Source organism: Streptomyces sp. NPDC087845, from assembly GCF_044742755.1.
GTDB lineage: Bacteria > Actinomycetota > Actinomycetes > Streptomycetales > Streptomycetaceae > Streptomyces.
Genome location: NZ_JBIUVC010000023.1, coordinates 46643 through 72480 on the forward strand (window position 1 = coordinate 46643; position 25838 = coordinate 72480).

Genomic DNA, 25838 nt, shown 5'->3' on the forward strand with positions numbered 1-25838 from the left:
GAGGACGGTCGCGGCGGGAGTCGCGATGATGCTCGGCGGCGCGGGCCTGCTGCTGGCCGCGAGTCCGGCCCAGGCCGCCGACACCTCGTACAAGACGGAGTGCATACCCCCGGCCATCTCCGGACTGCCGCCCGTGCAGGGCACCACCGTGGTGCAGCTGACCGCGCCCGCCGAGGCCAAGGTCGGGGACACCGTCGAGGTGGTGTGGAAGACGGTCCAGGCCGCTTCCAGGAACCCCGACATACTCGATCTGGACAAGGACACGGTCAAGCCGACCGGCACCGTCAAGGTGGGCGGCGCGGCCACGGGCACCCTGCGGATGGAGGGGCCGCGGCAGAACCCGCCGATCCCGAAGAACAGCGCCATGGTGCTGCCCGACATGAAGGGCACGCTGAAGCTGGAGAAGGCCGGCGAGATCACGCTGACGCCGGACGCGTACGACATCAACGTCTCCAAGCCGATCTCCACGGACACCAAGTGCAGCCCGAAGGAGACGGTGGGGACGGGCGCGACCATCAAGGTCACGGACGGCGGCGGGGGCACGGCCGCGGGCGGTACGACGAGCGGCTCCACGGGTGGTTCCACGACTGCCGGTGGTACGACCTCCGGTTCCACGACCGCCGGTGGTACGACCTCCGGTTCCACGACCGCCGGTGGTACGACCTCCGGTTCCACGACCGGTTCCACGGCCGCGGGCGGCACCACCTCCGGCTCCGGCGGCAGCGGCGGCCAGACCGACTTCCCGGGCAAGGAGGTCTCCGTCCACTTCACCTGCACCTCCCCGGGACCGCCCGACATCGCCTCCAAGGTGACGATCAACGCCAAGAAGAGCGGCGGGAGCTACGCGCTCACGGTCAAGACGGCCAAGGGCGTGATGGACAGCCCGGCCGCGCTGCCGGCGGGCGCGCTCAAGCCGTCCATGGACATCGTCGTCGGCGGCGCCGACAAGGGCTCGGTGAAGGTCACCGGACCCGCCAACGCCGCACCGCTGGAGCAGGGCAAGCCCGTCGACCTCGCCGACATGACCGGCACCTACAAGCCGGGCGCGTCCGGGAAGTCCACGCTCGGCCCCGGAACCCTGACCATCGATGTCACCCTGGGCTCCTCGAAGATCAACATCCCGTGCAAGGTCAAGGGCTCGGTGACCCCGTCGCTGGAGCTCGACACCACGGCCCAGCAGGGCGGCGCCTCCGGCTCCACGACCTCCGGCTCCACCGGCTCCACGGCCGGCGGCACGGACTCCGGCGGCGGACTGGCCGCCACCGGGGCCGAGGACCACGGCACCCTGCGCGCACTCGGCCTGGTCGCGGGGACGGCGATCCTGCTGGGCGGCGCCGTGTTCACCTTCACGCCGTGGCGCAGGCTGCGCGGCACCAGGTGAGCTGAGCCCACGGCTACGCGTGCGAGGGGCCGCCGCACACCGGGGTGCCGGTGTGCGGCGGCCCCTCGCGCAAGCCGGGTCCGGTGCGTCAGCGCACGGTGCCCATGAGCTGCTTCACCTTCCCGCGGTACATGAAGACCGCGACACCCGCGGCGACGGCGAGGAAGGCCTGCAGGGTGACCACGCCGGTGCCGTTGAGCTGCACGCCCGCGGTGGAGAGCAGGCCCGTGGTGCAGTCACCGGCGGTGACGGCCAGGAACCAGACACCCATCATCTGGCTGGCGTACTTGGCCGGAGCCATCTTCGTGGTGACGGAGAGGCCCACCGGCGACAGCGTCAGCTCGGCGACCGTCTGGACGAAGTAGATCGCGACCAGCCACATCGCGGCGGCCTTGTGGCCGTCGGTCGCGATCGTCAGCGGCATCAGGAAGAGGAAGAACGACGCACCGACCAGCACCAGGCCGGAGCTGAACTTCACGATGGTGCTGGGCTCCTTGCCGCGGCGGTTCAGCGCCAGCCAGAAAGCGGCGAAGAGCGGGGCCAGCGCCATGATCAGGACCGGGTTGACCGACTGGTACCAGGAGACCGGGAAGGTCCAGCCGAAGACACTGTTGTCGGCCGAGGAGTCGGCGAAGATCGCGACCGTCGAACCGCCCTGGTCGTAGATCATCCAGAAGATGGCGGCGGCGGCGAAGAACCAGATGTACCCGGACATCTTCGACTGCTCGGCGGCGCTGAGCTCCTTGTCGCGCTTGATGCGCGTCAGGACGACGACCGGGATGACCAGGCCCGCGACGGTGATGGGGACCAGGAGCCAGTTGAGCGTGTAGACGCCGGTGGCGACCGTGACGATGTAGAAGACGGCCGCGACGGCCAGCCAGATCATGCCCTTGCGCAGCGTGCTCGCCCGCTCGGCCGCCGACAGCGGCTTCGGTACGACGAGGCTGCGCCCGTTCAGGTGGCGGGTGCCCATCAGGAACTGGGCGAGGCCCAGCCCCATGCCGAGCGCGGCGAGCGCGAAGCCCAGGTGCCAGTTGACGCTCTCACCGATGGTGCCGATGATCAGCGGCGCCGCGAAGGCACCCGCGTTGATGCCCATGTAGAAGATCGTGAAGCCGCCGTCGCGGCGCGCGTCGTCCGGGCCGTCGTAGAGGTGGCCGACCATCGTCGAGATGTTGGACTTCAGCAGACCGGAGCCGATGGCGACCAGTCCGAGACCGGCGAAGAAGGTGCCCTGCGAGGGCAGCGCCAGCGTCAGGTGGCCGATCATGATGACCGTACCGGCGACGGCGACGGTCTTGCGGGGACCCCAGACACGGTCGCCGAACCAGCCGCCGGGCATGGCGAGCAGGTAGACCAGCGACACGTAGACCGAGTAGATCGCCGTGGCCGTGGCCGGGTTCATGTGAAGGCCGTCGGGGGCGATCAGGTAGAGGGGGAGCAGGGCCCTCATGCCGTAGTAGCTGAAGCGCTCCCACATCTCGGTCATGAAGAGAGTGGCCAGGCCGCGGGGGTGGCCGAAGAAGGTCTTCGCGGAACCAGAGGTACTGGCCGAGTCCTTCGTCAGGCTGGACGCCATGGTCGATCCTTGCGTGCTCGGGACGCGACGCCTCGTGAGCGTGACGCGCCCGGTGGGGGGAGGCCGGCACCGGCACGGCCGCGTCCCACCCCACGCCTGACAGGGGATTCGTCCCGGCCGCCGGGCTCGTCGAGGAGCCGGCCGGAGGGGACGGGGAGCGACCGCGTCGGGATCCACGCCCGGTGCGCGTCTCGCGCTCCGGGCCCGGCCACAGGTCATTCACTGAATTCACGACTGGCGGGTACCAGCCGGCAGAACAAAAAAGACCCTCGGCGCTAAAAGCTGCCCAAGGGTCCTTGAGTAGTGCAACAGGCGTCGAGTAACCATACGACACGACAGTGCCGGATATGAAAGGACTTGAGATATGGATCACAGGTAGCGATGCAACCGCACTCCCATATTCAAAGGTGTCCCTCCGTTTTATTCGCGGAGCCGCAGGGCTTTTGGATCACCTCACTGGATCCGCCTTCTGCGGACTACCATCACTCCATGACCCGTGTACTGCTCGCCGAGGACGACGCATCCATCTCGGAGCCGCTGGCCCGCGCCCTGCGTCGGGAGGGTTACGAGGTCGAGGTCCGCGAAGACGGTCCGACCGCTCTCGACGCCGGCCTCCAGGGCGGAATCGACCTGGTCGTACTCGACCTGGGTCTGCCCGGGATGGACGGCCTCGAAGTCGCCCGCAGACTCCGTGCCGAGGGCCACACCGTGCCGATCCTGGTGCTGACCGCGCGTGCCGACGAGGTGGACACCGTCGTCGGCCTGGACGCGGGCGCCGACGACTACGTGACCAAGCCCTTCCGCCTGGCCGAACTGCTCGCCCGGGTCCGGGCCCTGCTGCGCCGCGGTGCCACCGAGCCCGCCCCGGCGCCCGCCACCCACGGCGTCAGGATCGACGTCGAGTCGCACCGGGCCTGGATGGGCGACGAGGAACTCCAGCTCACCGCCAAGGAGTTCGACCTGCTGAGGGTCCTGGTCCGCGACGCGGGACGGGTCGTCACCCGGGACCAGCTGATGCGCGAGGTCTGGGACACCACCTGGTGGTCCTCGACCAAGACCCTCGACATGCACATCTCCTGGCTCCGCAAGAAGCTCGGCGACGACGCGGCGAACCCCCGCTACATCGCGACCGTGCGGGGCGTCGGCTTCCGCTTCGAGAAGAGCTGACGTACAGAAACACTCATGCGCCGCAGACTGATCAACTCCACGCTCGCCGTGGTGCTCGTGGTGATCGCCGTCTTCGGCGTCTCCCTCGTCATCGTCGAGAGCCGCACCATCAGCAACAGCGCCCAGGAGAGTGTCGACTCCGAGGCGCTGCGGCTGATCAGCGTCGTCGAGAGCAGGCTCCTGGGGGCCGAGCGGATCAACCCCGCGCTGCTGGCCGAGCAGATCTCCAGCAAGCGGTACGCGCTCGTCAAGATCCCCGGACGCGCCCCGCTCGAAGTCGGCAAGCGCCCCACCGGCAGCGTGATCAGCAGTACGGCCGAGGGGGAGCAGGGCGAGCGGGTCACCGTCGAGGAGTCCAGCTCCTCCGTGACCCGCGAGGTCGGCCGCACGCTGATGATCATCGGCGCGGTGGCGCTGCTGGCCATCGTCTCCGCCGTGCTCCTCGCCGTGCGCCAGGCCAACAAACTCGCCTCGCCGCTGACGGACCTCGCCGAGACCGCCGAACGCCTGGGCTCCGGCGACCCGCGCCCGCGCCACAAGCGGTACGGAGTGCCGGAGCTGGACCGGGTCGCCGATGTCCTGGACTCCTCCGCCGAACGGATCGCCCGGATGCTGACCGCGGAACGCCGGCTGGCCGCCGACGCCTCGCACCAGCTCCGTACGCCGCTGACCGCGCTCTCCATGCGGATCGAGGAGATCTCCGTCACCGACGACCCGGACACGGTGAAGGAGGAGGCGAACATCGCCCTCACCCAGGTCGAGCGGCTCACCGACGTGGTGGAGCGGCTGCTGACCAACGCCCGCGATCCGCGTACCGGCTCCGCCGTCGTCTTCGACCTCGACGAGGTCGTCAAGCAGCAGGTCGAGGAGTGGCGCCCGGCCTACCGGGGCGAGGGACGCGCCATCGTCCGCTCCGGAAAGCAGGGGCTGCGGGCCGTCGGCACGCCCGGGGCGGTCGCCCAGGTGCTGGCCGCCCTGATCGAGAACTCACTGATGCACGGCGGCGGCACGGTGGCGCTGCGCACCCGCGTCACCGGCAACCAGGCGGTCATCGAGGTCACGGACGAGGGCCCGGGAGTGCCTCCCGACCTCGGTGCCCGGATCTTCGAGCGGACGATCAGCGGCCGCAACTCCACCGGCATCGGCCTCGCGGTGGCCAGGGACCTCGCGGAGGCGGACGGCGGCCGCCTCGAACTGCTCCAGCAGCAGCCGCCGGTCTTCGCCCTGTTCCTCAGCCGGGAGGCCCTCAAGAGGCGGGAACCGGAACGCCCGGTGCGGTGAGCGGCCGGCGCCGTACCGAATCCGCTACCGGCCCACCGAATCCGCCTCGACCCGGGACACCCGCTCCGTACGCCCCTGCTTCAGGAACCCCTCCGCGCTCAGCACGGTCTCCTTCACGGGCAGGGCCTTGAACACCCAGGTCCGGTAGGACCAGAAACGGAACAGGGTCGCGATGCCGATCCCGAGGATCTTGAAGACATTGCTCTGGACCGGGGTGTTCCACCCGAATCCGTACGTCGCCGCATACAGCACACCGGTCTCGATGACCGCCCCCACCGCGCTGAACAGCAGGAACAGCGTCAGCTCGCGGGTCCGCCCGCTCTTGTCGCGGTCCCGGTACGTCCAGTAGCGGAAGCCGACGTAGTTGAAGAGGATGGCGACGAACGTGGCCAGCAGCCCTGCCCGCACCACCTGGAGATCGGTGGTGCGCCACAGGAGGTTGGACACGGCGATGTTGACGACCAGGCCGAGTGCGCCGACCGCGCCGAACTTGGCGACCTCCCGGGCCAGCAGATCCAGCCGGGTCCGCAGTGCGCCCCGTTCGCTCATAGTGATCGCTCAGCCTGTCTGTCGGTTACACGGCAACCCGGTCATGCTATCCAGCCCGTCCACGGGCTGCCCGTGGGCGGACGGACAGATGTGGCGATGCTGTGACGCGGCTGCGCCCCGGCGGGACGGGCGGGAGGGCGTCGTCCGGCGGCCCCCGGGCCGCCGGATACCCTGGAGGAGTGACGTTCCCGGTAGTCGGCATGGTCGGCGGCGGTCAGCTCGCCCGTATGACCCACGAGGCGGGCATCCCCCTCGGCATCAAGTTCAAGCTCCTCAGCGACACCCCCCAGGACTCGGCGGCCCAGGTGGTGAGCGAAGTCGTCGTCGGCGACTATCGCGACCTGGACACGCTGCGCGCCTTCGCGCGCGGCTGTGACGTGATCACCTTCGATCACGAACACGTACCGACCGAACACCTGCGGGCCCTGGAGGCGGACGGCATTCCCGTGCGCCCCGGCCCCGACGCGTTGGTGCACGCCCAGGACAAGGGGGTGATGCGCGCCAAGCTCACCGAGATCGGCGTGCCCTGCCCCCGCCACCGCATCGTGAAGGCCCCGGCGGACGTCGTGGCCTTCGCCGAGGAGGCCGGGGGCTTTCCCGTCGTCCTCAAGACGGTCCGCGGCGGCTACGACGGCAAGGGCGTCTGGGTGGTCCGCTCCGAGGCGGACGCGGCCGACCCCTTCCGGGCCGGTGTCCCGGTCCTCGCCGAGGAGAAGGTCGACTTCGTACGGGAGCTGGCGGCCAATATCGTCCGCTCGCCGCACGGCCAGGCCGTCGCCTACCCGGTCGTCGAGTCGATCCAGGTCGACGGGGTCTGCGACACGGTGATCGCCCCGGCTCCGGAGCTGGATGAGCGGCTCGCGGGAGAGGCCCAGCAGCTCGCCCTCCGCATCGCCTCCGAGCTCGGCGTCGTCGGCCACCTCGCCGTCGAGCTCTTCGAAACCCCCGACGGGCGCATCCTCGTCAACGAACTGGCCATGCGCCCGCACAACTCCGGGCACTGGACCCAGGACGGCGCGATCACCTCGCAGTTCGCCAACCACGTCCGGGCCGTCCTCGACCTGCCGCTCGGCGACCCGCGCCCGCGCGCCACCTGGACGGTCATGTCCAATGTCCTCGGCGGCGACTACCCGGACATGTACCAGGCGTATCTGCACTGCATGGCCCGCGACCCGCAGCTCAAGATCCACATGTACGGCAAGGACGTGAAGCCCGGCCGCAAGGTCGGACACGTCAACACCTACGGCGACGACCTGGCGGACGTGCGCGAGCGCGCCCGGCACGCGGCCGACTACCTGCGAGGAACGATCACCGAATGACTTCCCCCGCCACCGCCGCGCCGGTCGTCGGCATCGTCATGGGCTCGGATTCCGACTGGCCCGTCATGGAAGCAGCGGCCAAGGCCCTCGACGAGTTCGAGATCCCCTACGAGGTCGACGTCGTCTCCGCCCACCGCATGCCGCGCGAAATGATCGCGTACGGGGAGAACGCCGCCGGGCGCGGACTGAAGACGATCATCGCGGGGGCGGGTGGTGCCGCCCATCTGCCCGGCATGCTCGCCTCCGTCACCCCGCTGCCGGTCATCGGCGTCCCGGTCCCGCTGAAGTACCTGGACGGCATGGACAGCCTGCTCTCCATCGTGCAGATGCCCGCCGGTGTCCCCGTCGCGACCGTCTCGGTCGGCGGCGCACGCAACGCGGGCCTGCTCGCCGCGCGCATCCTCGCCGCCCACGACAGCGAGCTCCAGGCCCGTATGGGCGAGTTCCAGCAGGAGCTGAACGACCAGGCGACGGAGAAGGGCAAGCGACTGCGCGCCAGGGTCGAGGGCGCCGACTCCTTCGGCTTCGGGAAGTAGGCCCCGGTGGAGAAGGCCGAACAGCTGGAGCGGACCGCGGAGCTCCTCGCCGAGTACCCCGTCGTCGACGGGCACAACGACCTGCCGTGGGCGCTGCGTGAGCAGGTCGGCTACGACCTGGACGCCCGCGACATCGCCACCGACCAGTCCGCCCACCTGCACACCGACATCCCGCGGCTGCGCGCGGGCGGCGTCGGGGCCCAGTTCTGGTCCGTCTACGTACGGACCGACATGGCGGGCGACGAAGCCGTCAGCGCCACCCTCGAACAGATCGACGTGGTCACCGAGCTGATCGGCCGCTACCCCGCCGACCTGCGGCGCGCCCTGACCGCCGACGACATGGAGGCGGCCCGCGCCGAGGGCCGTATCGCCTCCCTGATGGGCGCCGAGGGCGGCCACTCCATCAACAACTCGCTGGGCACCCTGCGCGCCCTGCACCAGCTGGGCGTCCGCTACATGACGCTCACCCACAACGACAACATCGCGTGGGCGGACTCGGCGACCGACGAACCGGGCGTCGGCGGCCTCTCGCCCTTCGGCCACGAAGTCGTACGCGAGATGAACCGCACCGGCATGCTGGTCGACCTCTCCCACGTGGCGGCGACGACGATGCGCGACGCGCTCGACACCTCCGCGGCGCCGGTGATCTTCTCGCACTCCTCGTCGCGTGCGATCTGCGACCACCCGCGCAACATCCCCGACGACGTCCTCGGCCGGCTCCCGGCCAACGGCGGCATCGCCATGGCGACCTTCGTGCCGAAGTTCGTCCTCCCGGCGGCCGTCGCCTGGACCCATGCCGCGGACGAGAACATGCGCGCCCACGGCCTGCACCACCTCGACACCACCGCGCAGGCCATGAAGGTCCACGCCGCCTTCGAGGCGGCCAACCCGCGCCCGATGGCCACCGTGGCGACCATCGCCGACCATCTCGACCACATGCGTGAGGTCGCCGGGATCGACCACCTCGGCATCGGCGGCGACTACGACGGCACTGCCTTCCTCCCGGAGGGCCTCCAGGACGTCGCGGGTTACCCGAACCTGATCGCGGAGCTGTTCGGCCGCGGCTGGTCCACCGCCGATCTCGCCAAGCTCACCTGGCAGAACGCGGTACGGGTGCTGCGCGACGCCGAGGACGTCGCGCGCGAGCTGAGCACACGCCGGGCCCCGTCGCACGCCACCATCGAGCAGCTGGACGCCCGAGCCGTCTGAGCAGCCGGAACCCAAGAAGTGCGGGGCGTCCCTCAGGGGGCGCCCCGCACTTCTGTCGGCCCGTGCGCAGCAGGCTCTTCACCCCGCGCACAGGCAGAACGGGTTTTTCAGCCCGTGCACAGACAGAACGGATGCCCCGCAGGGTCCGCGTACACGCGGAAGGTCCGCTTCCGGTCCTCCGCGTCCAGTACGGTCGCACCCCGCGCGAGCACCTCCCGCTCCGCCGCGTCCAGATCCGGCACGGTCAGATCCAGGTGGAACTGCTGCGAGCCGTCCGTGCCCGGCCACCGCGGCGGTACGTGACCGGGTGCGGCCTGGAACGCGAGGAGCGTGCCCGCGACCCCGGTCAGCTCCACCCAGCCGTCACCGCCCTCCTCGACCTTCCCGCCGAGCAGCCCGGCGTAGAAACCGGCGAGGGCGGCGGGGTCGGGGCAGTCCAGAACAACGGCACCCAGTGCGGCCACAGCCATGGCATGTCCTCCTTCGAGTCCTTGGAGCTCCTGCGAGCCCGGTCGGTTACCGCTATATCGCCTCAACCGGTAACCGTGACTGCATGCTGCCGCATCGGAGGTAACGTCGCAACCATGAATGGGAAGGATTCCGCGCCCGGTGGACTCGCCCTGATCGAAGCCCTGGTCAACACGCTGGACGTCGAGACCGGTGCGGACACTCTCGACACGGCGGACGGGCGCGCCGCCTTCGGTCTCGCCGAGCCGGACGTCCCGGACGCCCGCGTCCTGCGCGAGGCGCTCCGTACCGCCTGCCTCGCCCACGCCGGTCATCGCCCGCCGGACGGCTCCGCGGCACCACCGCTCGACCGGCTCCTCGCCGAAGCCCCCCTGCGCGTCACCGTGGACGCGGCGGGCGCCGCCGCACTGCGGCCCGCCGCCGAACCGGCCGGGCTGACCGCCCGTGTCGCGGCGGCCATCGCCGCCGCGGCGGCCGAGGGCACCTGGCTCCGGCTCAAGGCGTGCGAGGCCGAGGACTGCCGATGGGTGTACTACGACCGCAGCCCGGCGGGGCGCCGCCGCTGGTGCTCCATGTCGGTGTGCGGCGCCCGCGCCAAGATGCGCACCTACCGCGCGAAGAGCGCGAAGAGCGCGAAGAGCGCGAAGAGGGCCTGAGGGCGTCCACGGGCCCCGGACGCGTCAGGCCTTCGGGCGTCCCATCGCCCGGTACGTCCAGCCGGCCCCGCGCCACAGCCCGCTGTCGAGCGCGTTGCGGCCGTCCAGGATGATCCGGCGCGCGACGACCTCGCCCAGCGCCACCGGGTCCAGCTCGCGGAACTCCCGCCACTCCGTCAGGTGCAGCACCACATCCGCGCCGCGCACCGCGTCCAGCGCCGAGTCCGCGTAGCCGAGGGTGGGGAAGAGCCGCCGGGCGTTGTCCATGCCCTTCGGGTCGAAGACGGTGACCTGGCCGCCCTGCAGATGGATCTGCCCGGCCACGTTGAGCGCCGGCGAGTCCCGTACGTCGTCCGAGTCCGGCTTGAACGCCGCGCCCAGCACCGCCACCCGCCTGCCGAGGAACGAATCGCCGCCCACGGCCTCCCGGGCCAGCTCCACCATGTGGCCGCGGCGCCGCATGTTGATGGAGTCGACCTCGCGGAGGAAGGTCAGCGCCTGGTCCGCGCCCAGCTCACCGGCGCGCGCCATGAAGGCCCGGATGTCCTTGGGGAGGCAGCCGCCGCCGAAGCCGATCCCGGCGCGCAGGAACTTGGACCCGATCCGCTCGTCGTGGCCGATCGCCTCGGCCAGCTTCTTCACATCGCCGTCGGCGGCCTCGCAGACCTCCGCCATGGCGTTGATGAACGAGATCTTCGTGGCCAGGAAGGAATTGGCCGCGGTCTTCACCAGTTCGGCGGTCGGGAAGTCCGTCACCACGAACGGCGAACCCTCGGCGACCGGCACCGCGTACACCTCGCGCAGCAGCTTCTCGGCCCGCTCGCTCGCCACACCGACGACGATCCGGTCCGGGTGCAGGGTGTCCTTCACGGCGAAGCCCTCGCGCAGGAACTCCGGGTTCCAGGCCAGCTCCGCGTCCGCACCCACCGGCGCCAGCTCCGCCAGCCGCGCCGCGAGCCGGGCCGCCGAACCCACCGGCACGGTCGACTTCCCGACGACCAGCGCGGGCCGGGTCAGATGCGGTGCCAGCGACTCGAAGGCGCGGTCGACGTAGCTCATGTCGCAGGCGTACTCGCCGTGCTTCTGCGGGGTGTTCACGCAGACGAAGTGCACATCGCCGAAGGCCGCCACCTCTTCCCACGAGGTGGTGAACCGCAGCCGTCCGGTGGCACCCTCGATGCCGTCCACGTGCTTGCGGAGCAGTTCCTCCAGGCCCGGCTCGTACATCGGGACCCGGCCCGCGCCCAGCATCTCGATCTTCTCGGGCACGACGTCGAGGCCGAGCACTTCGAAGCCCAGTTCCGCCATGGCCGCGGCGTGGGTGGCGCCGAGGTAGCCGGTGCCGATCACAGTGATCCTGAGGGCCATGAAGTGCTCCTGGGAGATGCGGACAGACGTGCGGTGAACGAGCATAGTCGTGCCCTCGGAAGCCCGGTTTCCGGCTGCCTGCGCAGCTTCTCCCACCCCTGTCGCCAAGCTCACGCACGCAGTGCATAGGCCATTGCGGGAGCCGGGCCCTAAAATTGGGTTACTTAACGGTAGTTAGCTTCTTTGGGGAGTGAGCGTCTTGGCGGGTTCGACCGATTTCGACCTGTACCGTCCGGCCGAGGAGCACGAGATGCTCCGCGAGACGGTGCGTGCGCTCGCCGAGGCGAAGATCGCCCCGCACGCGGCAGCGGTCGACGAGGAGGCGCGCTTCCCGCAGGAGGCACTGGACGCCCTGACCGCCGCCGACCTGCACGCGGTGCACGTACCGGAGGAGTACGGCGGCGCGGGCGCCGACGCCCTGGCCACGGTCGTCGTGATCGAGGAGGTGGCCCGCGTCTGCGCCTCCTCCTCCCTCATCCCGGCCGTGAACAAGCTCGGCTCGCTCCCGGTGATCCTCTCCGGCTCCGAGGACCTGAAGAAGAAGTACCTGGGCCCGCTCGCCAAGGGCGACGGCATGTTCTCGTACTGCCTCTCCGAGCCCGACGCGGGTTCCGACGCGGCGGGCATGAAGACCAGGGCCGTGCGCGACGGCGACTTCTGGGTGCTCAACGGCGTGAAGCGCTGGATCACCAACGCGGGCGTCTCCGAGTACTACACGGTCATGGCCGTCACCGACCCGACCAAGCGCTCCAAGGGCATCTCGGCCTTCGTCGTCGAGAAGTCGGACGAGGGCGTCTCCTTCGGCGCCCCGGAGAAGAAGCTCGGCATCAAGGGCTCTCCGACCCGCGAGGTCTACTTCGACAACGTCCGTATCCCCGCCGACCGCATCATCGGCGAGGAGGGCACCGGCTTCGCCACCGCGATGAAGACCCTGGACCACACCCGCATCACCATCGCGGCCCAGGCCCTCGGCATCGCTCAGGGCGCCCTCGACTACGCCAAGGGCTATGTCCAGGAGCGCAAGCAGTTCGGCAAGCCGATCGCCGACTTCCAGGGCATCCAGTTCATGCTCGCCGACATGGCCATGAAGCTGGAGGCGGCCCGCCAGCTCACCTACTCGGCCGCCGCGAAGTCCGAGCGCCTCGACAACGACCTCACCTTCTTCGGCGCCGCGGCCAAGTGCTTCGCCTCCGACGTTGCGATGGAGATCACCACTGACGCGGTCCAGCTGCTCGGCGGCTACGGCTACACGCGGGACTACCCGGTGGAGCGGATGATGCGCGACGCGAAGATCACGCAGATCTACGAGGGCACGAACCAGGTCCAGCGCATTGTGATGGCGCGGAACCTGCCGTAGCAGGGTTTTCGCAGGTCAGCGCCCGGGGCGGGTGCTGACCTGCACACAAGTTACGGACGTCCACACCCCTCCACGAGGGCGGCCCGCACGACGGCGATGCCCCGGTGGTCGGCGAGTGCCTCGACGATCAGCAGACCGCGTCCACTCTCCGTGTGCCGGTCGGGGGCGGACCCGGCCTCCTCCGCCCTCCCGCAGCAGCACCCCTCCAGCGCAACGTGACACTCAGGCTTCCACCTGTCACGTTCGCGCTGACACCCACCTCCTCCACGCCGGCGATCCCCGCGCCGTGCAACGCGACACTCACCCCACCACCTGTCACGTTCGCGCCGACACCTGCCTCTCCCACGCCGGCCATCCCCACGCCGTGCATGGCCGGGAACGCTCCTGCCGCGCTCGGCGCAGAGGCGCTCGTTTGTGGGGCAGCGTTGCAGGCCGCGGAACCGTTCCAGTGCCCGCAGCGCGGAGTCGGGTGCCGACCGGCAGCCCGGACAGGGCCGCGCAGCGGGCAGTGCCACCACTTCCCAGCTCGCCGAGCAGCCCGCCACGTCCGTGCACGACGACTCGTGTCAGCCCTCGTCGTCCTCGCCGTCGAAGCGGTCAAGGGCCGCCTCCGTGCGGGCACGGAACAACGCGGTCTGGCGATCGTCACGGAGGATGATCTCGTCGTGCGCGTACCAGCGTGAGCCCGGCTGCTGGCCGATCGGGTATTCCGGGAACGGCAGGCGCCGGAAGGTGCCGGTGATGTCCTCGGGCAGGCCGGTGTCGCCGAGGGGTACCCATCCCATCAGGTCTTCATCGGCGCACAGGGCCTCGGAAAGGACGATCTCGATGAACTCGACGCTGACCCGGCCCAGCCACGCGGTCCAGTCATCGGCGGTGGGCCGGACGAGGTCGGCGCGGGCCACGACAGGCGGGTCGTCCTGTTCGAGGTCCGTGACGCGTATTCCCCAGTAGGCACAGGACTGGTTCTCGACACGGAAGACCAGCACGCCGCGGTCCTCATCGAGGTAGAGGTCCTGCGGGGCGAGCAGCGCATCTTGATGGTCCGTCAGGTCCGGTCGTCGCCCGAGTAGTTGGTATGCCTCGCGCAGTGCTGCGGGCAGGGGCAGGCCGAGCCGGGCCTGGGCCGCGTCGAGTTCGGCGGGAGTGCAGCCGTCGGTCTCGGTGAGGGGCCGTTGGCTCCAGTCGCGGGCGAAGGCGCGGATGAAACGCCATGCCGCCGGTCTGTCGGGGTGCTCGCCGACGGCCGCGCTCAGCGCATCGAGGTCGAGCGCGAGGTCCGGGGACTGCGGCTCCTGTGTCATGCGTGTGACTATAGGCACCGCCGCCGACAAGGTTCCGCGCCCTCCTTCCCCCCGTGCTCGATGGGCCGGCCCTCGCTGCGTGCGTTCCAGGGAAGCGTGTTCCCGCATTCCCCGCACCTTCCCGCCGCGACCTCGGCACACTGGGTGCATGAGCGATCACTATCAGGCACCGCCGGATCACCTCGTCATCAACGTGCAGCACCGGGACGACCCGGTGTCCCTGGTCACCGAGGCGGACGCGTTCGCCTCGTCCCGGACGTACGGGAAGATCGTGGTCCGCGGGCCGCTCTTCGGTATCGCCGAGCAGCGCCGGGGCGAGCGGCCGCGGTGGCGGCTGCTGACCGGCATGGACACCGGATATCCGCAGGACGCGCGCGACGAGCTGAACTCCCATCTCTGGTTCAAGGCCAAGGACGACACGGACGACCCCCGCGAGCGGCGCATCCTGCTGGACGCGGTGGCCCGGCTGGAGACCGAGCCGCTGAATGAACTGACCGTCGGTGATACGCGCTACCGCGTCGTGCGCGCCGACGAGTTCGCCCGGACCGGCGGGGGGCGTCTGGAGCCGCCCAGGTCCACGGACGTCGACTCGGAGGGCTGGGACGTCCAGGACCGCACGCCCTCGACCACCAAGGGCTTCGTCGTCGACCACGCGGCCGCGGTGGGGCTGACGGAGGGCCTGGACCGGGTGGGCCTGCTGCCGCTCTCGTACACCTCGGAGCGCTTCCCGCCCGACGTACTGGCGGATTCGCAACGGGCGTTGCGGACCCATCCCGGCGTGGTGCTGCTACCGGTCGTCTACCGGGTGATGGAGCGCAAGGAGAAGTCCTGGTCGATGGCGTCGAGCCAGCACCCCACCCCGCAGGCCGCCCGGCGCTCACTGGCCCACTACCTCAAGGAGGTCATGCCGATGCTCGGCGAGGTGGACGAGGAGGAGGCCGCCGTGTACGCACGGGCGGCGGAGGCGTTCACGCGGCGGCTGCGGCCCAACGAGCTGAACGTACGGGGGCGTTGCTTCGAGATCGTCCGGATCGAGCGCATGATGCGCATCGGGCCCGCGGGCCCGGAGGGTCCACGGCGTTCGGACACCGACATCGAGGAGCCCATGCAGATCCACCCCGCGATGGACGAGTGGGGCAACGTCCGTTCCAGCGCCTAGCGGCGGGCCGGCATCCGGCCGGTCGTGCTTCCGCCCAGGGGTGCAACAGCCGCCCGGCCGGGCTGTCGTCGGACGGCGGGTCCACGGGACGTAGTCTTGGCGGGCTTGTGGAAGACCTGGACGAGGGCGAGCCGCAGGGGCCCGCGGGAGGCGTGCGATGACCGCGTTCGACGTGAGCGAGCGGCGCATCTGGGAAGGGCGGGCCGAGAGCTACGCCCGGACCTTCGCGCGGCTCTGCGCCCATGCCGTGCCCGCGCTGCTGGATGCCGCCGGGGTCGGGCCGGGAACGCGAGTGCTCGACGTGGGGTGCGGCAGCGGCACCGTGACGGTGGCGGCCGTTGCGCGCGGCGCGGTCGTACGGGCCGTGGACGCCGACCCCGGCATGGTGGAGCTGACCCGGCGCGCCGCACCCGGGGCCGACGTCCGGTGCGGGACGCTTCCGCAACTGGACGAGGACGGCGGGTTCGACGCCGTCGTGGCGAACTTCGTGCTCAATCACGTCGGCCGTCCGCTGGACGCCCTGGCCGAGCTGAGCCGGCTCACCCGTCCCGGCGGCCGGGTCGCCGTCACCATCTGGCGGGCGCCGGGCGCCGGGTTTTCCGGGGCCGCCGCACAGGAAAGCGGGGCCCGGACGGCGAACCGTCCGGGCCCCGCTCCGTATCCGCCGTCAGTTGCCGGAGACGGTGACCTTCTCGTCGTTGTTGAGCTCGTCCACCAACTGCTTGACCTTGGCCTTGTCCCAGACCAGATTGCCGCCGGTGGAGCCCGAGATCGGCATGTTCATCGATGTGCCGTCGCCGCCCGTGACGCCCTTCATGGCGAAGAACATCTGCCCCAGGGACCAGAGCGACATGTCCTTGTCCACGATCAGGGTGTCCAGACCGGCGCCCATCGTCGGGTAGAACTTGAACGGGTTGAGGATCGTGGACGGCGTCGCCGTCTGGCTCGCCAGCGCCGCGAGGAACTTCTGCTGGTTCTTCGTACGGGCCAGGTCCGACTCGGCGAACGCGTACCGGGTCCGGACGAAGGCCAGCGACTGCTCGCCGTTCAGCGTCTGCTTGCCCGCCTTGAAGTCGGCGCCGGACTTCTTGTCCTTGAACCCCTTGGGGATGTCCAGCTCCACCCCGCCGATCGCGTCCACGATCTTGGCGAAGCCGCCGAAGCCGATCTCGACGTAGTGGTCGATGTGCAGCCCGGTGTTGAACTCGACGGTACGGACCAGCAGTTCGGGCCCGTCCATGGCGTACGCGGCGTTCAGCTTGGTGAAGCGGCCGCGGGCCGGGTAGAGCTTGCCGGAGTCGGAGCCCTTGAACGAGGGGATCTCGACGTTCGAGTCACGGGGCAGGGAAACGAGTGTCGGCCCGTTCGACCCGTCGTGCAGGATCATCATCGAGTCGGTCCGCTTGCCCTCGGCGGAGCCCGTGTGGAGCTTCTTCTTGTCCTCGGCGGTCATGCCCTGGCGGCTGTCGGAGCCGACGATCAGGTAGTTGGTGCCGTCGCCGGCCTTCGGCCGCTCGATGACCTTGGAGAGGTCCACCTCGCGCTTGAGTTTGGAGTCGGCCCAGAAGTACGTGCCGATGGAGACCGCGAGCACCACGACGACCAGGGACAGCGCGCCTATCTTTATCCGGCGGCGCCAGTCGGGCGCCGGGCGCCCCTGGACGTAACCGCCGTCACCCCGGCCGCCGCCACCGTGGCCGCTGCCCCCGCCGCCGTAGACCTGGCCCGTGTTGTATCCGCTGCCGTACTCGCCGCCGTCGTGGCCGCCGGAGTACTGCGCAGACTCCGGCAGGCGCTGCCGGGGCGGTGCGGGGCGCTGCTGCGGCGGCGCCGGGCGCCGCTGGACGTGCCGCATCACGCGGGCGCTCTCGGGCCGGTCGCTGTCGCTGCCCTGCCCGTAGCGATTGCCGCTGCGGTGGTCGTCGGTCCAGCCCTCGGGCCAATCGTTCATGCGATCCAGTGTGCAGGCCGGGTGCCCTGCTATTACAGGGTGTACGGGAAATCGCGTCAGGGCTGTTGCGAAGCTGATGCATTGCCGTCGGCCGGAAGCCCCCGCATAAGGTGGACGGTATGACAGATCAGGCCCCGCGCCCGGAGGGCGACCTTCCGGGCAAACCGACCGCCGCTTCCCGGACCACCCTCAGCCACATCATGACCGGCAGCGACACCAATCTGCTGGGTACCGTGCACGGTGGCGTGATCATGAAACTGGTCGACGACGCGGCGGGCGCCGTGGCGGGCCGGCACTCCGGCGGACCCGCGGTGACGGCCTCGATGGACGAGATGGTCTTCCTGGAGCCGGTCCGCGTGGGTGACCTCGTTCACGTCCGCGCCCAGGTGAACTGGACCGGCCGCTCCTCGATGGAGGTCGGCGTCCGGGTCATGGCGGAGCGGTGGAACGAATCCACCCCCGCCCAGCAGGTCGGCAGCGCGTACCTCGTGTTCGCCGCGGTCGACGCGGACGGCAAGCCGCGCCCCGTACCGCAGGTGATCCCGGAGACGGAGCGCGACAAGCGGCGCTACCAGGAGGCGCAGATCCGCCGCACCCACCGCCTTGCCCGGCGCCGCGCGATCAAGGAACTGCGCGAGAAGCGCGTGGCGGACGGCATCGACGTCGGCTGAGCGCGGCCCCGGCCACGGTCACCGGCGATCGCGGCCACGGTCACGGGCGATGGCGGGCGGTCACGGGCACGCCACCTGGTCGCCCGTGACCGCGTCGAACTCGCCCCGGCTCGTCTCCTTGCCCCGTACCTGCCGCACCTGCTCGAAGTCCGTGCCCGCCGTCACCTTCATCGTGGCGCCCTGCCCCCGCACCGCCCGCAGTTCGGCCCCCGGCAACGCGCCCGCCAGGGACTTCGCGGACCGGTCCCAGCGGGGGTCGTAGCTGATCAGCGTGTGCCGGAGCTCGCGCGGCTCCCCGTTCAAGGGGGCCCGCGTGGTGTCGAAACCGGTGGTGCGCAGTGCGTCGTCGACCGTCTTGCCGAGCCCGTCCTTCGGGGTCCCGTTGTAGACCTGGACCCGGATCTGCTGCGGGGCGACATCGACCTGCACGGCCTCGGGCCGGCCGGCCCGCTCCGGGGCGAGCGGCTTGTCGTCGCGCAGCGCCTGGAAGAGCTTCTTCGACTTCTTCTCGTCCCACTTGACCGTGGAACCGATGCCCTTGACCGGGTAGGCGACGTTCCCCAGCGGCACGGAGGCGAACTCGGACGAGGCGGGGGAGAAGCCGCGCATCGCCTGGCCGAGCTCCAGCATCTGCTCCGTACCGAACCCCTTGTCGGCCCGGACCGAGCCCAGCATCGTCGAGGCGACGTCCTGGAACTTCACCGGGTTCAGCAGCACACCGCTCCGGGTCATCTGCTTGATCAGTGAGGCGAGGAACTTCTGCTGGCGCTGCATCCGGCCGAGGTCGGCGGCCCCGTCGATGTGCCGGGAGCGTACGTACTGGAGCGCCTGCCCGCCGTCCAGGTCATGGGGGCCCGCGGCGAGGTCGAGACCGGTGTACGAGTCCTTCAACGGCCGGGCCGTGCAGATTTGGACCCCGCCCAGGGTGTCCACCGTCTTCATGAAGCTGGTGAAGTCGACCTCCAGGTAGTGGTCGATCTTGACGCCCGTCATGTGCTCGACGGTCCGCACGGTGAGTCCGGGCCCGCCCTCGGCGTAGGCGGCGTTCAGCTTCACCGCGTGCGCGGAGTGCGTCTCGCCCGTGTTCCGGTCCTTGTGCTCGGGAACCTCGGCGTAGCTGTCACGCGGCAGCGAGACGACGCTCGCGCGCTCCTTGTCCGCCGACAGATGCACCAGCATGACCGTGTCGGTGCAGTTGCACGGCGCACCGCCCAGCCGGTACTTCTCCTTCTCCTCCTGGGTGATCCGGTCGCGGCCGTCGGTGCCGACGAGCAGCAGATTCATGCCGTGGCCGCCCCGGGGCCGGTTCTTCATGTCCTTGAACGGGTCGACCCGGTTGATCCCGGTCTCCAGGCTGGTCACCACCGCGTGACCGATCCCACCGGCCCCGAGCACCAGCACGGAGATGCCGGTCACCACCCGCATGCCCCAGTGCGGCCGCTCGTCCTGCCTTCTGGACCTTCGCTGCGGCGGAACTGCGCGCGAGCGCGGTGAACGGGGGGAGGGGTGCGGCGTGGGCACGGGGGGAACCTCCGCGGTGCAAGGGGGACCGTTCGCACAGTAGGCCCATACGATCTGCACTCCGGTGAACGACCCGGCGGCGCGCGCCGCTGTCCCCCATTCGCGGTAACGTGGCGGCTGAATAACGCCGCCTGGTGGGGTGCGAACCCCCGGCGCCCCCGAGGACCACCCGAGGACCACCATGTCTGCCGCGCAGCACCCCGCCGTCTCCGTGATCATGCCGGTGCTCGATGAGGAACGTCATCTCAGGAACTCCGTCCGGCACATCCTGGAGCAGGAGTACGCCGGTGAGATGGAGGTGGTGATCGCGCTGGGCCCCTCCACGGACCGTACGGACGAGATCGCCGCGGAGCTGGTGCGCGAGGACCCCCGGGTGCACACCGTCCCGAACCCGACCGGCCGCACCCCGGCCGCCCTCAACGCCGCGATCAAGGCCTCCCGCCACCCCATAGTCGTGCGGGTCGACGGCCACGGCATGCTCTCGCCGAACTACATCGCGACGGCCGTCCGCCTCCTGGAGGAGACGGGCGCGCAGAACGTCGGCGGCATCATGCACGCCGAGGGCGAGAATGCCTGGGAGGACGCCGTGGCCGCGGCCATGACGTCGAAGATCGGCGTCGGCAACGCGGCCTTCCACACCGGCGGCCAGGCGGGTCCGGCGGAGACGGTGTATCTCGGTGTCTTCCGCCGCGAGGCCCTGGAGAAGGCCGACGGCTACAACGTGGAGTTCATCCGGGCCCAGGACTGGGAGCTGAACTTCCGCATCCGTGAGGCGGGCGGTCTGATCTGGTTCTCGCCCGAGCTGAAGGTGCAGTACCGGCCCCGGCCCTCGGTCAGGGCGCTCGCCAAGCAGTACAAGGACTACGGCCGCTGGCGGCACGTCGTCGCTCGCTACCACTCCGGCTCGATCAACCTGCGCTACCTGGCGCCGCCGACCGCCGTCTGCGCGATCGCGGCGGGCATCGTGGTCGGTGCGGCCGTCACCCCGTGGGCGTTCGCCGTCCCCGCCGGGTACGTCGCGGCGATCGTCGCCGGGTCCCTCCCGGCGGGCAGGGGCCTCTCGCTGAAGGCGCGGGCGCAGATCCCGGTGGCCCTCGCGACGATGCACATGTCGTGGGGGTACGGCTTCCTGACCAGCCCGCGCTCGCTGGCGAAGAAGGTCATCGCCAGCCGCCGGCCGGCCGTCACCGCGTAGCGCGCCGACGACACCGCAGGGGGCCTTCCGATGTGCCGGAAGGCCCCCTGCGGTGTGCTGTGCCCGTGCGGCGCTACCAGCTGAAGCCCGGCTGGATGTCCATGCAGGCCGACTCGTCGTCGCCGTTGAGCGCCCGTGCGCTGCCCGGCGTCTTCTCCTCGGCGGAGGGCGCGTGGTACGGCCCGTCCTTGCGCCAGTCGGCCCCCACGGTCAGCGTGATGCCCGAGACGTCGGCCGACCTCTTCACCGCCGTCAGCGGGATGCCGAGCGCCTTGGCGACCGCCTGGGCGTTGCCCTCCATGTCCACGGTGGGGAAGAGGATCCCGGTCCGCTTCGCGGCCTCGGTGCTCTGCGCGTCGATCGTGGCCCGGGTGAAGCCCTTCCCGGCCAGCAGCGTCTGGACCGCCGAGGCGCGGCCCTTGACCGGGTACTCGGTTTCGGTACGCGTGCCATTGCGGACGGTCACCGGGATCTCGGCCGGGGACGCCGTGGGCTTCTTGGCGGCGGCCGGTTTCTTGCGCTTGGACGCCTTGCCGTCGAGCGGGACGTCGTCGCGGACCATCTGGAAGAGCTGGTCGGCGTCGCCGGGCTTGGGGAGCACCCGCTCCTTCAGGTCGCCCGTCCCGTAGACGTTCGGCATCGTCGTCATCGTGATGCGCTTGGTCGGCACCCTCTTGAGGTCTTCCGCGAGGTCGTAGAGCTCCTTGACCGTGTCGATGGACTTGTCGACGGTGAGTGCGTTGATCGCCGCCTCGGCCAGGTCCATCAGCTTGCCCGGGTCGGTGAGCTTGGTGCCCTTGCGCAGCTCACGGACCATCGAGTTCATGTACATGTGCTGGGCGTGGGTACGGCCGAGGTCGGTGCCGTCCTCGAAGCCGTAGCGGGTCCGCAGCCACTGGAGGGCCTGCTTGCCCTTGATCTTCGTGGTGCCCTTCTCCAGCTTCAGCCCGGAGCCCTTGCCCGCGCTCGTGTGGGAGTAGACATTGCCCTTGACGCAGACCGGGACGCCGCCGATCGCGTCGGCCATCGAGATCACACCGGAGAAGTCGATCATCATGAAGTGGTCGATGGTGATGCCGGTGAGTTCGTACCAGGTGGCCACCGTGCAACCGGGACCGCCGCGGCCGAGCGTCTCGTTGGTCATCGCCAGACCGGTGGTCGCGGGGTAGACGTGCTTCGTCTTCGGGTCGGTGCACTTCGGGATCTTCAGCAGGGTGTCGCGCGGCATGCTGATCACCGACATGTTGCTGCGGTCGGCGGAGACATGGAGCAGCATCTGTACGTCGGCCAGGGGCGGCGCCCCGAAGGTGTCCTTGGCCCCGCCGAGCTTCTGGTTCTCCGGGGTGTCCCGCGCGTCCGAGCCGATGAGCAGGATGTTCAGCGGGGTCTGCCCGGCGGCATTGGCCTTGTGGTCGGCCATCTTCTTGTCGCCGAGGGTCAGATCGGCCTTCTTGAGGTTCCCGTTGAGGTGCTCGTAGTAGAGGTATCCGGCGGCGGCGCCGCCGACTATGACGAGCGAGACGACCGAGGCGACCCAGCGCAGCACGCGGCGCTTGCGCGTCTTGCCGTGCCGCTTCGCCCCGCCCTGCCCGTGGTCGCCGTCCGGCGTCCCGCCCTGCCCGCGGTCGCCGTCCGCCGCCGCGGCCGGACCGCCGTCGGCACCGGAGTCCGGACCCTTCTCCGGCGCATCCTCGTAGAGGCCGTCGTCCCAGCCGAGTTGGCCGGCGTGCCGGACGCGTGGTCGCGTCCCCTCCCCGGGTGTACCACTTCGTGCCACCAGGTCCCCCCTGCTGCTCAGACTCGTGGGTAAGCGCAGTGACCCGGTGTCACTTGGCGCACTCTGCCTTGTCGGCGTTTGCTTGCTGGATGTCGGCCGGCACCTTGGCCGGCCCGGTGATGGGAGTGCCCGCGCCCTTGAAGTCGTCGCCCAGCGTCAGCACCATCGCCTGGAGCCCTTCGGCGTCCGCGGTGCCCTGCTTCATGGCCGAGCCGGGCAGGCCCATCATGGCGGCCAGCGCACGGGCCTGGTCCGCCTGGTTCGGCGCGTACTCCAGCGTCGTCTTCGCGGCCTTCGCCGGGGCGTTGGCCTTGTTGGTGGACTTGAGCACACCCTGCTCGTTCTGGAGCCAGGTGACCGTCGCCTGCGCGGCTCCCGGGACCTTGCCGCCGTTGTACACATCGACGCGTACGTCGCCCGCGGCCGCCTTGGAGCCCTTGAGGAGCGCGTCCTGCTTGCTCTTCGCGGCCTTCTTCTTCGACTTCACCTCGGTCAGCGAGGTGTCGTCGCGCATCATGGCGAACAGCTGGTCGGACTTGGCCGGGTTCAGTACGACGGTGACCGGTGTCTTCTCGGCCGGGTTGTCGAGCACCGGCACCGTGGCGAAGGTGATGTTCTTGGTGTTGACCTTGCTGAGCTCCTGGGCCAGCGAGGCCAGCTTCTTCCCCGTGCCGATGCCGGTGTCGACGGTGAGTGCCTTGGTCGCCGCGTCCGCCAGCTTGTAGAGCTTGGTCGGGCTGGTCAGGGTGGAGTCGGACTGCATCTGCCGGATCATCGAGGCGATGAACTGTTGCTGGACCTTGATCCGGTCCAGGTCGCCATGGTTGCCGAAGCTGTGCCGGGTCCGTACGAACGCCAGGGCGTCCTCGCCCTGGATCCGGTGCTCACCGGCCGGCAGGTTCAGGTGGGAGTCCGGGTCCTTGACCGGCTTGGCCAGGCAGATCTCGACCCCGCCGACCGCCGTGGACAGCTCCTTCACCGCGTTGAAGTCGACCATCATGAAGTGGTCGACCTTCAGCCCGGTGATCTCCTTGACCGTTTCCATGGTGCAGCCGGCGTTACGGCCCTCCTGGCCGAGGCTCTGGTTGAAGCGGACGTTCTGCGTGCCCGGGACGACCTTCTCCGAGCCGTCCGGCTGCTTGACCTTGCAGTCCGGGATGTCGGTGATCAGGTCGCGGGGGATGCTCAGCGCCGTCGCGTTGGTGCGGTCCTCGGAGACGTGGAAGAGGATGTTGGTGTCGGCGTGGCCGACGCTCCCCTTGTCGCCGTAGCCCTCGTTGCCCTTGCCGGTGCGTTTGTCGGTGCCGATGATCAGGATGTTGATCGGGGCGTCGTTGTCGAAGACGTTCTTGTTGCCGGCCCCGCCCACGTCGACCGTGTTCAGGTTGCCGTTGAAGTGCTGGTACAGCGCGTAGCCGCCCACCGAGAGGCCGACCAGGACGAAGGCCGTCGCACCGCCCGTCCACATCAGCGCCTTCTTGCGCCGGGCCTTGGGGGCCTTGCGGCTGCGGCGGCCCGCCGTCTCGCCACCGGAACTCTCCTGACCGCGCGGGCCATTGGCCGAACGGCGGCCGCGCTGCCCCGGCACCTCGCCGCGGCGACCGGGCCCGCGTCCGTCGTGGGACTGGTCCCGGCGCTCGCCACCGCCGTCACGATTCGTGTTTCCGTGTTCGCCGTCACCGTCGCGGACCGGCTCTCTGCGACGGGGGATACGCGGGCCCGATGCCTGGGAAGCACCGGCCGAATCCCCTCCGGAATTATTCAGTCGCAGTTCGTAATCGCCGGTGTGCGGGTTGAGGACCCACTGGTCTGCGGGGTCGAATTCATCCGCCCGCCCACGGCTTTGCGCATCCACGGTTGCTTGAGTCCTCCGTCGGTGCCACGCGAGGCGCCTCCCCCGGTCAGGCGCTCGATCTTTCGCTCCAGAAGTGCGCGGCCTGGCGGCCGGCAGCACCGGATCGCGTCACACTATCGGCCCGGTTCCGAGTCGGGCGACGAGCGTGACAAATTCCACGGTCCTTACAACTGGTCATTCTGCTCAATACACGCCGATCACCGGCTTCTGCTTGGGAATTGCTTTACTGCTTGCACAGGTCCGCCGCCGCGTTGTTGCCCGAATAGGTCGGTGTGGGACTCGGCCCGGGGGCCCCCGGCGTATCGGCCGAGGCATTGTTTTCCCCGTTGTTCTTCCCGTTGTCGTCCCCGTCGCCCCGGTCGCCCTTGAGCCGGTCCGCGGGGACCACGGCGACGGGGGCGTCCTCGCGCAACCGCTTGAAGAGCCGGTTCGCATCGGGCTGGACCAGTTCGTCCCGGTTCGGGTTCGCGGCGTACGGCTGCCGGGGCACGGTCAGGAACTGCACCCTGTCGGTCGGTACGTCGCGCAGGCCGCGCACCAGTTCGTACAGGTCCTTGAGGCTGTCCAGACCCGGGTCCGTGGTCAGCGCCTTGGTCGCCGCGTCCAGCACCGGGTAGAGACGGGTCGGATTGAGCAGGACGCCGTTGCTCTGCACCTTGTTGACCAGCGCGCCCAGGAACTGCTGCTGGCGGTCCATCCGTTCGGTGTCGCTGCCGTTGCCGATGGACTTGCGGGCACGTACGTACCCCAGTGCCTGTTCGCCGTTGAGCTTGTGGCGCCCGGCGGGGAGCTTGAGGTGGGCGTCGGGGTCGTCCACCGGCTTCTTGAGGCAGACCTCGACCCCGTGCACGGCGTCGACCATGTCCTTGAAGCCGTTGAAGTCGACGACCATCTGGTGGTCGATCCGGATGCCGGTCAGCTTCTCGACCGTACGGATCGTGCAGGCGGTGCCGCCGAACTCGAAGGCCCAGTTGAACTGGGCGAATTGTTTCTTCGAGGCCGTACCGTCCGCCTTGTGGCAGGCCGGGATCCACACCATCAGGTCGCGCGGCAGGGACACCGCGGTGGCGCTCTTCCGGTCCGCGGCGAGGTGCAGCAGGATCGTGGTGTCCGAACGCTGGCTGCCGCCGTCGTCATGCCCGTACTCGCGGTTGTCGCCGGCCCGGCTGTCGGAGCCGATGAGCAGGATGTTCTCCGCGTCGTGCACCACGGAGGCGGGCCGCTCCCGCTCGTACACCTTGAGTTCGGCGGCCGCCGAGGTGTCGGTCCGGATGTTGCCTTCGAGCTTCCGGTACAGCCACCAGCCGCCGCCCGCCGCGATCAGGACGACGAGCGAGACGCCGAGCGCGGCCCAGCGCAGCCAGTGGTGCCTGTGCCCGGCGAGGGGCTCCGGACCGGCGCCGGAACCGTCCCCGGTCCGCGCCCTGTCCTCGCCCGCGGCCGAGTCGTCGGAGTCGTCCGGCGGGCCGGCGCTTTCGCTCACGTCTGCGTCCATCCTTCACGTTCGGCGGCGCGCTGGGCCGCCGGTCGCAGGA

General features: G+C 70.1%; 21 protein-coding genes and 1 pseudogene. 12 read left to right on the forward strand and 10 right to left on the reverse strand.

The window, feature by feature from the left end:
* The first annotated feature begins 25 nt into the window (after positions 1-25).
* Positions 26-1381 (forward strand): hypothetical protein, encoded by a 1356-nt coding sequence (locus ACIOMQ_RS36685; protein ID WP_401987121.1) that lies wholly within the window; start codon positions 26-28, stop codon positions 1379-1381.
* Between the two features lie 88 nt (positions 1382-1469).
* Here ACIOMQ_RS36685 and ACIOMQ_RS36690 read toward each other — a convergent pair whose 3' ends face one another.
* Positions 1470-2960: an oligopeptide:H+ symporter gene (locus ACIOMQ_RS36690; protein ID WP_362207234.1), complete on the reverse strand. Its 1491-nt coding sequence runs from the start codon at positions 2958-2960 to the stop codon at positions 1470-1472.
* A 489-nt stretch (positions 2961-3449) separates the two neighbouring features.
* On the opposite strand from ACIOMQ_RS36690, the gene ACIOMQ_RS36695 reads away from it, so the two are divergent.
* Positions 3450-4127, forward strand: a complete 678-nt coding sequence (locus ACIOMQ_RS36695; protein ID WP_362207236.1) for a response regulator transcription factor — start codon at positions 3450-3452, stop codon at positions 4125-4127.
* 15 nt (positions 4128-4142) lie between these two features.
* Positions 4143-5408, forward strand: coding sequence for an ATP-binding protein (locus ACIOMQ_RS36700; protein ID WP_362207238.1), 1266 nt, complete (start codon positions 4143-4145; stop codon positions 5406-5408).
* A gap of 24 nt (positions 5409-5432) precedes the next feature.
* On the opposite strand, the gene ACIOMQ_RS36705 is transcribed toward ACIOMQ_RS36700, so the two are convergent.
* Positions 5433-5957 carry a GtrA family protein gene (locus ACIOMQ_RS36705; RefSeq protein WP_362207240.1) on the reverse strand — a complete coding sequence of 175 codons (525 nt, stop codon included), beginning with the start codon at positions 5955-5957 and terminating at the stop codon, positions 5433-5435.
* A gap of 179 nt (positions 5958-6136) precedes the next feature.
* On the opposite strand from ACIOMQ_RS36705, the gene ACIOMQ_RS36710 reads away from it, so the two are divergent.
* Genes ACIOMQ_RS36710 through ACIOMQ_RS36720 form a run of 3 tightly spaced genes read left to right on the forward strand, consistent with a single transcriptional unit; the run spans position 6137 to position 9021 of the window.
* Positions 6137-7276, forward strand: coding sequence for a 5-(carboxyamino)imidazole ribonucleotide synthase (locus ACIOMQ_RS36710; RefSeq protein ID WP_362207242.1), 1140 nt, complete (start codon positions 6137-6139; stop codon positions 7274-7276).
* Complete coding sequence (gene purE / locus ACIOMQ_RS36715) at positions 7273-7812, forward strand: 5-(carboxyamino)imidazole ribonucleotide mutase (RefSeq protein ID WP_402192065.1); 540 nt, start codon at positions 7273-7275, stop codon at positions 7810-7812. Before ACIOMQ_RS36710 ends, purE begins: the two co-directional genes overlap by 4 nt.
* A gap of 6 nt (positions 7813-7818) precedes the next feature.
* Positions 7819-9021 (forward strand): dipeptidase, encoded by a 1203-nt coding sequence (locus ACIOMQ_RS36720; RefSeq protein ID WP_362207246.1) that lies wholly within the window; start codon positions 7819-7821, stop codon positions 9019-9021.
* 107 nt (positions 9022-9128) lie between these two features.
* On the opposite strand, the gene ACIOMQ_RS36725 is transcribed toward ACIOMQ_RS36720, so the two are convergent.
* Positions 9129-9491, reverse strand: coding sequence for a VOC family protein (locus tag ACIOMQ_RS36725; RefSeq protein WP_362207248.1), 363 nt, complete (start codon positions 9489-9491; stop codon positions 9129-9131).
* Between the two features lie 114 nt (positions 9492-9605).
* Between ACIOMQ_RS36725 and ACIOMQ_RS36730 the strand changes: the two genes are divergently transcribed.
* Positions 9606-10145, forward strand: coding sequence for a CGNR zinc finger domain-containing protein (locus ACIOMQ_RS36730; protein ID WP_402192069.1), 540 nt, complete (start codon positions 9606-9608; stop codon positions 10143-10145).
* Between the two features lie 24 nt (positions 10146-10169).
* Here the strand turns inward: ACIOMQ_RS36730 and ACIOMQ_RS36735 are convergent, their stop codons facing one another.
* Positions 10170-11513 carry a UDP-glucose/GDP-mannose dehydrogenase family protein gene (locus ACIOMQ_RS36735; RefSeq protein ID WP_362207251.1) on the reverse strand — a complete coding sequence of 448 codons (1344 nt, stop codon included), beginning with the start codon at positions 11511-11513 and terminating at the stop codon, positions 10170-10172.
* Between the two features lie 199 nt (positions 11514-11712).
* Between ACIOMQ_RS36735 and ACIOMQ_RS36740 the strand changes: the two genes are divergently transcribed.
* Entirely contained in the window at positions 11713-12870 is a 1158-nt protein-coding gene (locus ACIOMQ_RS36740; protein WP_362207254.1) for an acyl-CoA dehydrogenase, read from the forward strand.
* A gap of 566 nt (positions 12871-13436) precedes the next feature.
* Here the strand turns inward: ACIOMQ_RS36740 and ACIOMQ_RS36745 are convergent.
* Complete coding sequence (locus ACIOMQ_RS36745) at positions 13437-14174, reverse strand: SMI1/KNR4 family protein (protein WP_402192072.1); 738 nt, start codon at positions 14172-14174, stop codon at positions 13437-13439.
* Positions 14175-14322: 148 nt separating this feature from the next.
* On the opposite strand from ACIOMQ_RS36745, the gene ACIOMQ_RS36750 reads away from it, so the two are divergent.
* Both ACIOMQ_RS36750 and ACIOMQ_RS36755 read left to right on the forward strand, forming a co-directional pair.
* The gene (locus ACIOMQ_RS36750; RefSeq protein ID WP_362207260.1) at positions 14323-15333 is read left to right on the forward strand and encodes a DUF5954 family protein; all 1011 of its coding nucleotides are present in this window, start codon (positions 14323-14325) and stop codon (positions 15331-15333) included.
* Positions 15334-15490: 157 nt separating this feature from the next.
* Positions 15491-15907: pseudogene (locus ACIOMQ_RS36755) on the forward strand (class I SAM-dependent methyltransferase); the annotation flags it as partial.
* Between the two features lie 93 nt (positions 15908-16000).
* Here ACIOMQ_RS36755 and ACIOMQ_RS36760 read toward each other — a convergent pair.
* Positions 16001-17284, reverse strand: coding sequence for an LCP family protein (locus tag ACIOMQ_RS36760; protein ID WP_402192074.1), 1284 nt, complete (start codon positions 17282-17284; stop codon positions 16001-16003).
* Positions 17285-17403: 119 nt separating this feature from the next.
* Between ACIOMQ_RS36760 and ACIOMQ_RS36765 the strand changes: the two genes are divergently transcribed.
* Positions 17404-17955, forward strand: coding sequence for an acyl-CoA thioesterase (locus ACIOMQ_RS36765; protein WP_389795548.1), 552 nt, complete (start codon positions 17404-17406; stop codon positions 17953-17955).
* 60 nt (positions 17956-18015) lie between these two features.
* Here ACIOMQ_RS36765 and ACIOMQ_RS36770 read toward each other — a convergent pair whose 3' ends face one another.
* Complete coding sequence (locus ACIOMQ_RS36770; protein WP_362207270.1) at positions 18016-19380, reverse strand: LCP family protein; 1365 nt, start codon at positions 19378-19380, stop codon at positions 18016-18018.
* A gap of 277 nt (positions 19381-19657) precedes the next feature.
* On the opposite strand from ACIOMQ_RS36770, the gene ACIOMQ_RS36775 reads away from it, so the two are divergent.
* Positions 19658-20671 (forward strand): glycosyltransferase family 2 protein, encoded by a 1014-nt coding sequence (locus ACIOMQ_RS36775; protein WP_362207272.1) that lies wholly within the window; start codon positions 19658-19660, stop codon positions 20669-20671.
* A 73-nt stretch (positions 20672-20744) separates the two neighbouring features.
* Here the strand turns inward: ACIOMQ_RS36775 and ACIOMQ_RS36780 are convergent, their stop codons facing one another.
* The 3 genes from ACIOMQ_RS36780 to ACIOMQ_RS36790 all read right to left on the reverse strand — a co-directional run bounded on the left by ACIOMQ_RS36780 (position 20745) and on the right by ACIOMQ_RS36790 (position 25786).
* Positions 20745-22448, reverse strand: a complete 1704-nt coding sequence (locus tag ACIOMQ_RS36780) for an LCP family protein (RefSeq protein WP_401759614.1) — start codon at positions 22446-22448, stop codon at positions 20745-20747.
* A 49-nt stretch (positions 22449-22497) separates the two neighbouring features.
* Complete coding sequence (locus ACIOMQ_RS36785; protein ID WP_402192077.1) at positions 22498-24303, reverse strand: LCP family protein; 1806 nt, start codon at positions 24301-24303, stop codon at positions 22498-22500.
* Between the two features lie 223 nt (positions 24304-24526).
* On the reverse strand, positions 24527-25786 hold the full coding sequence (locus ACIOMQ_RS36790) for an LCP family protein (RefSeq protein WP_362207281.1): 1260 nt from the start codon (positions 25784-25786) through the stop codon (positions 24527-24529).
* Positions 25787-25838: the final 52 nt, after the last annotated feature.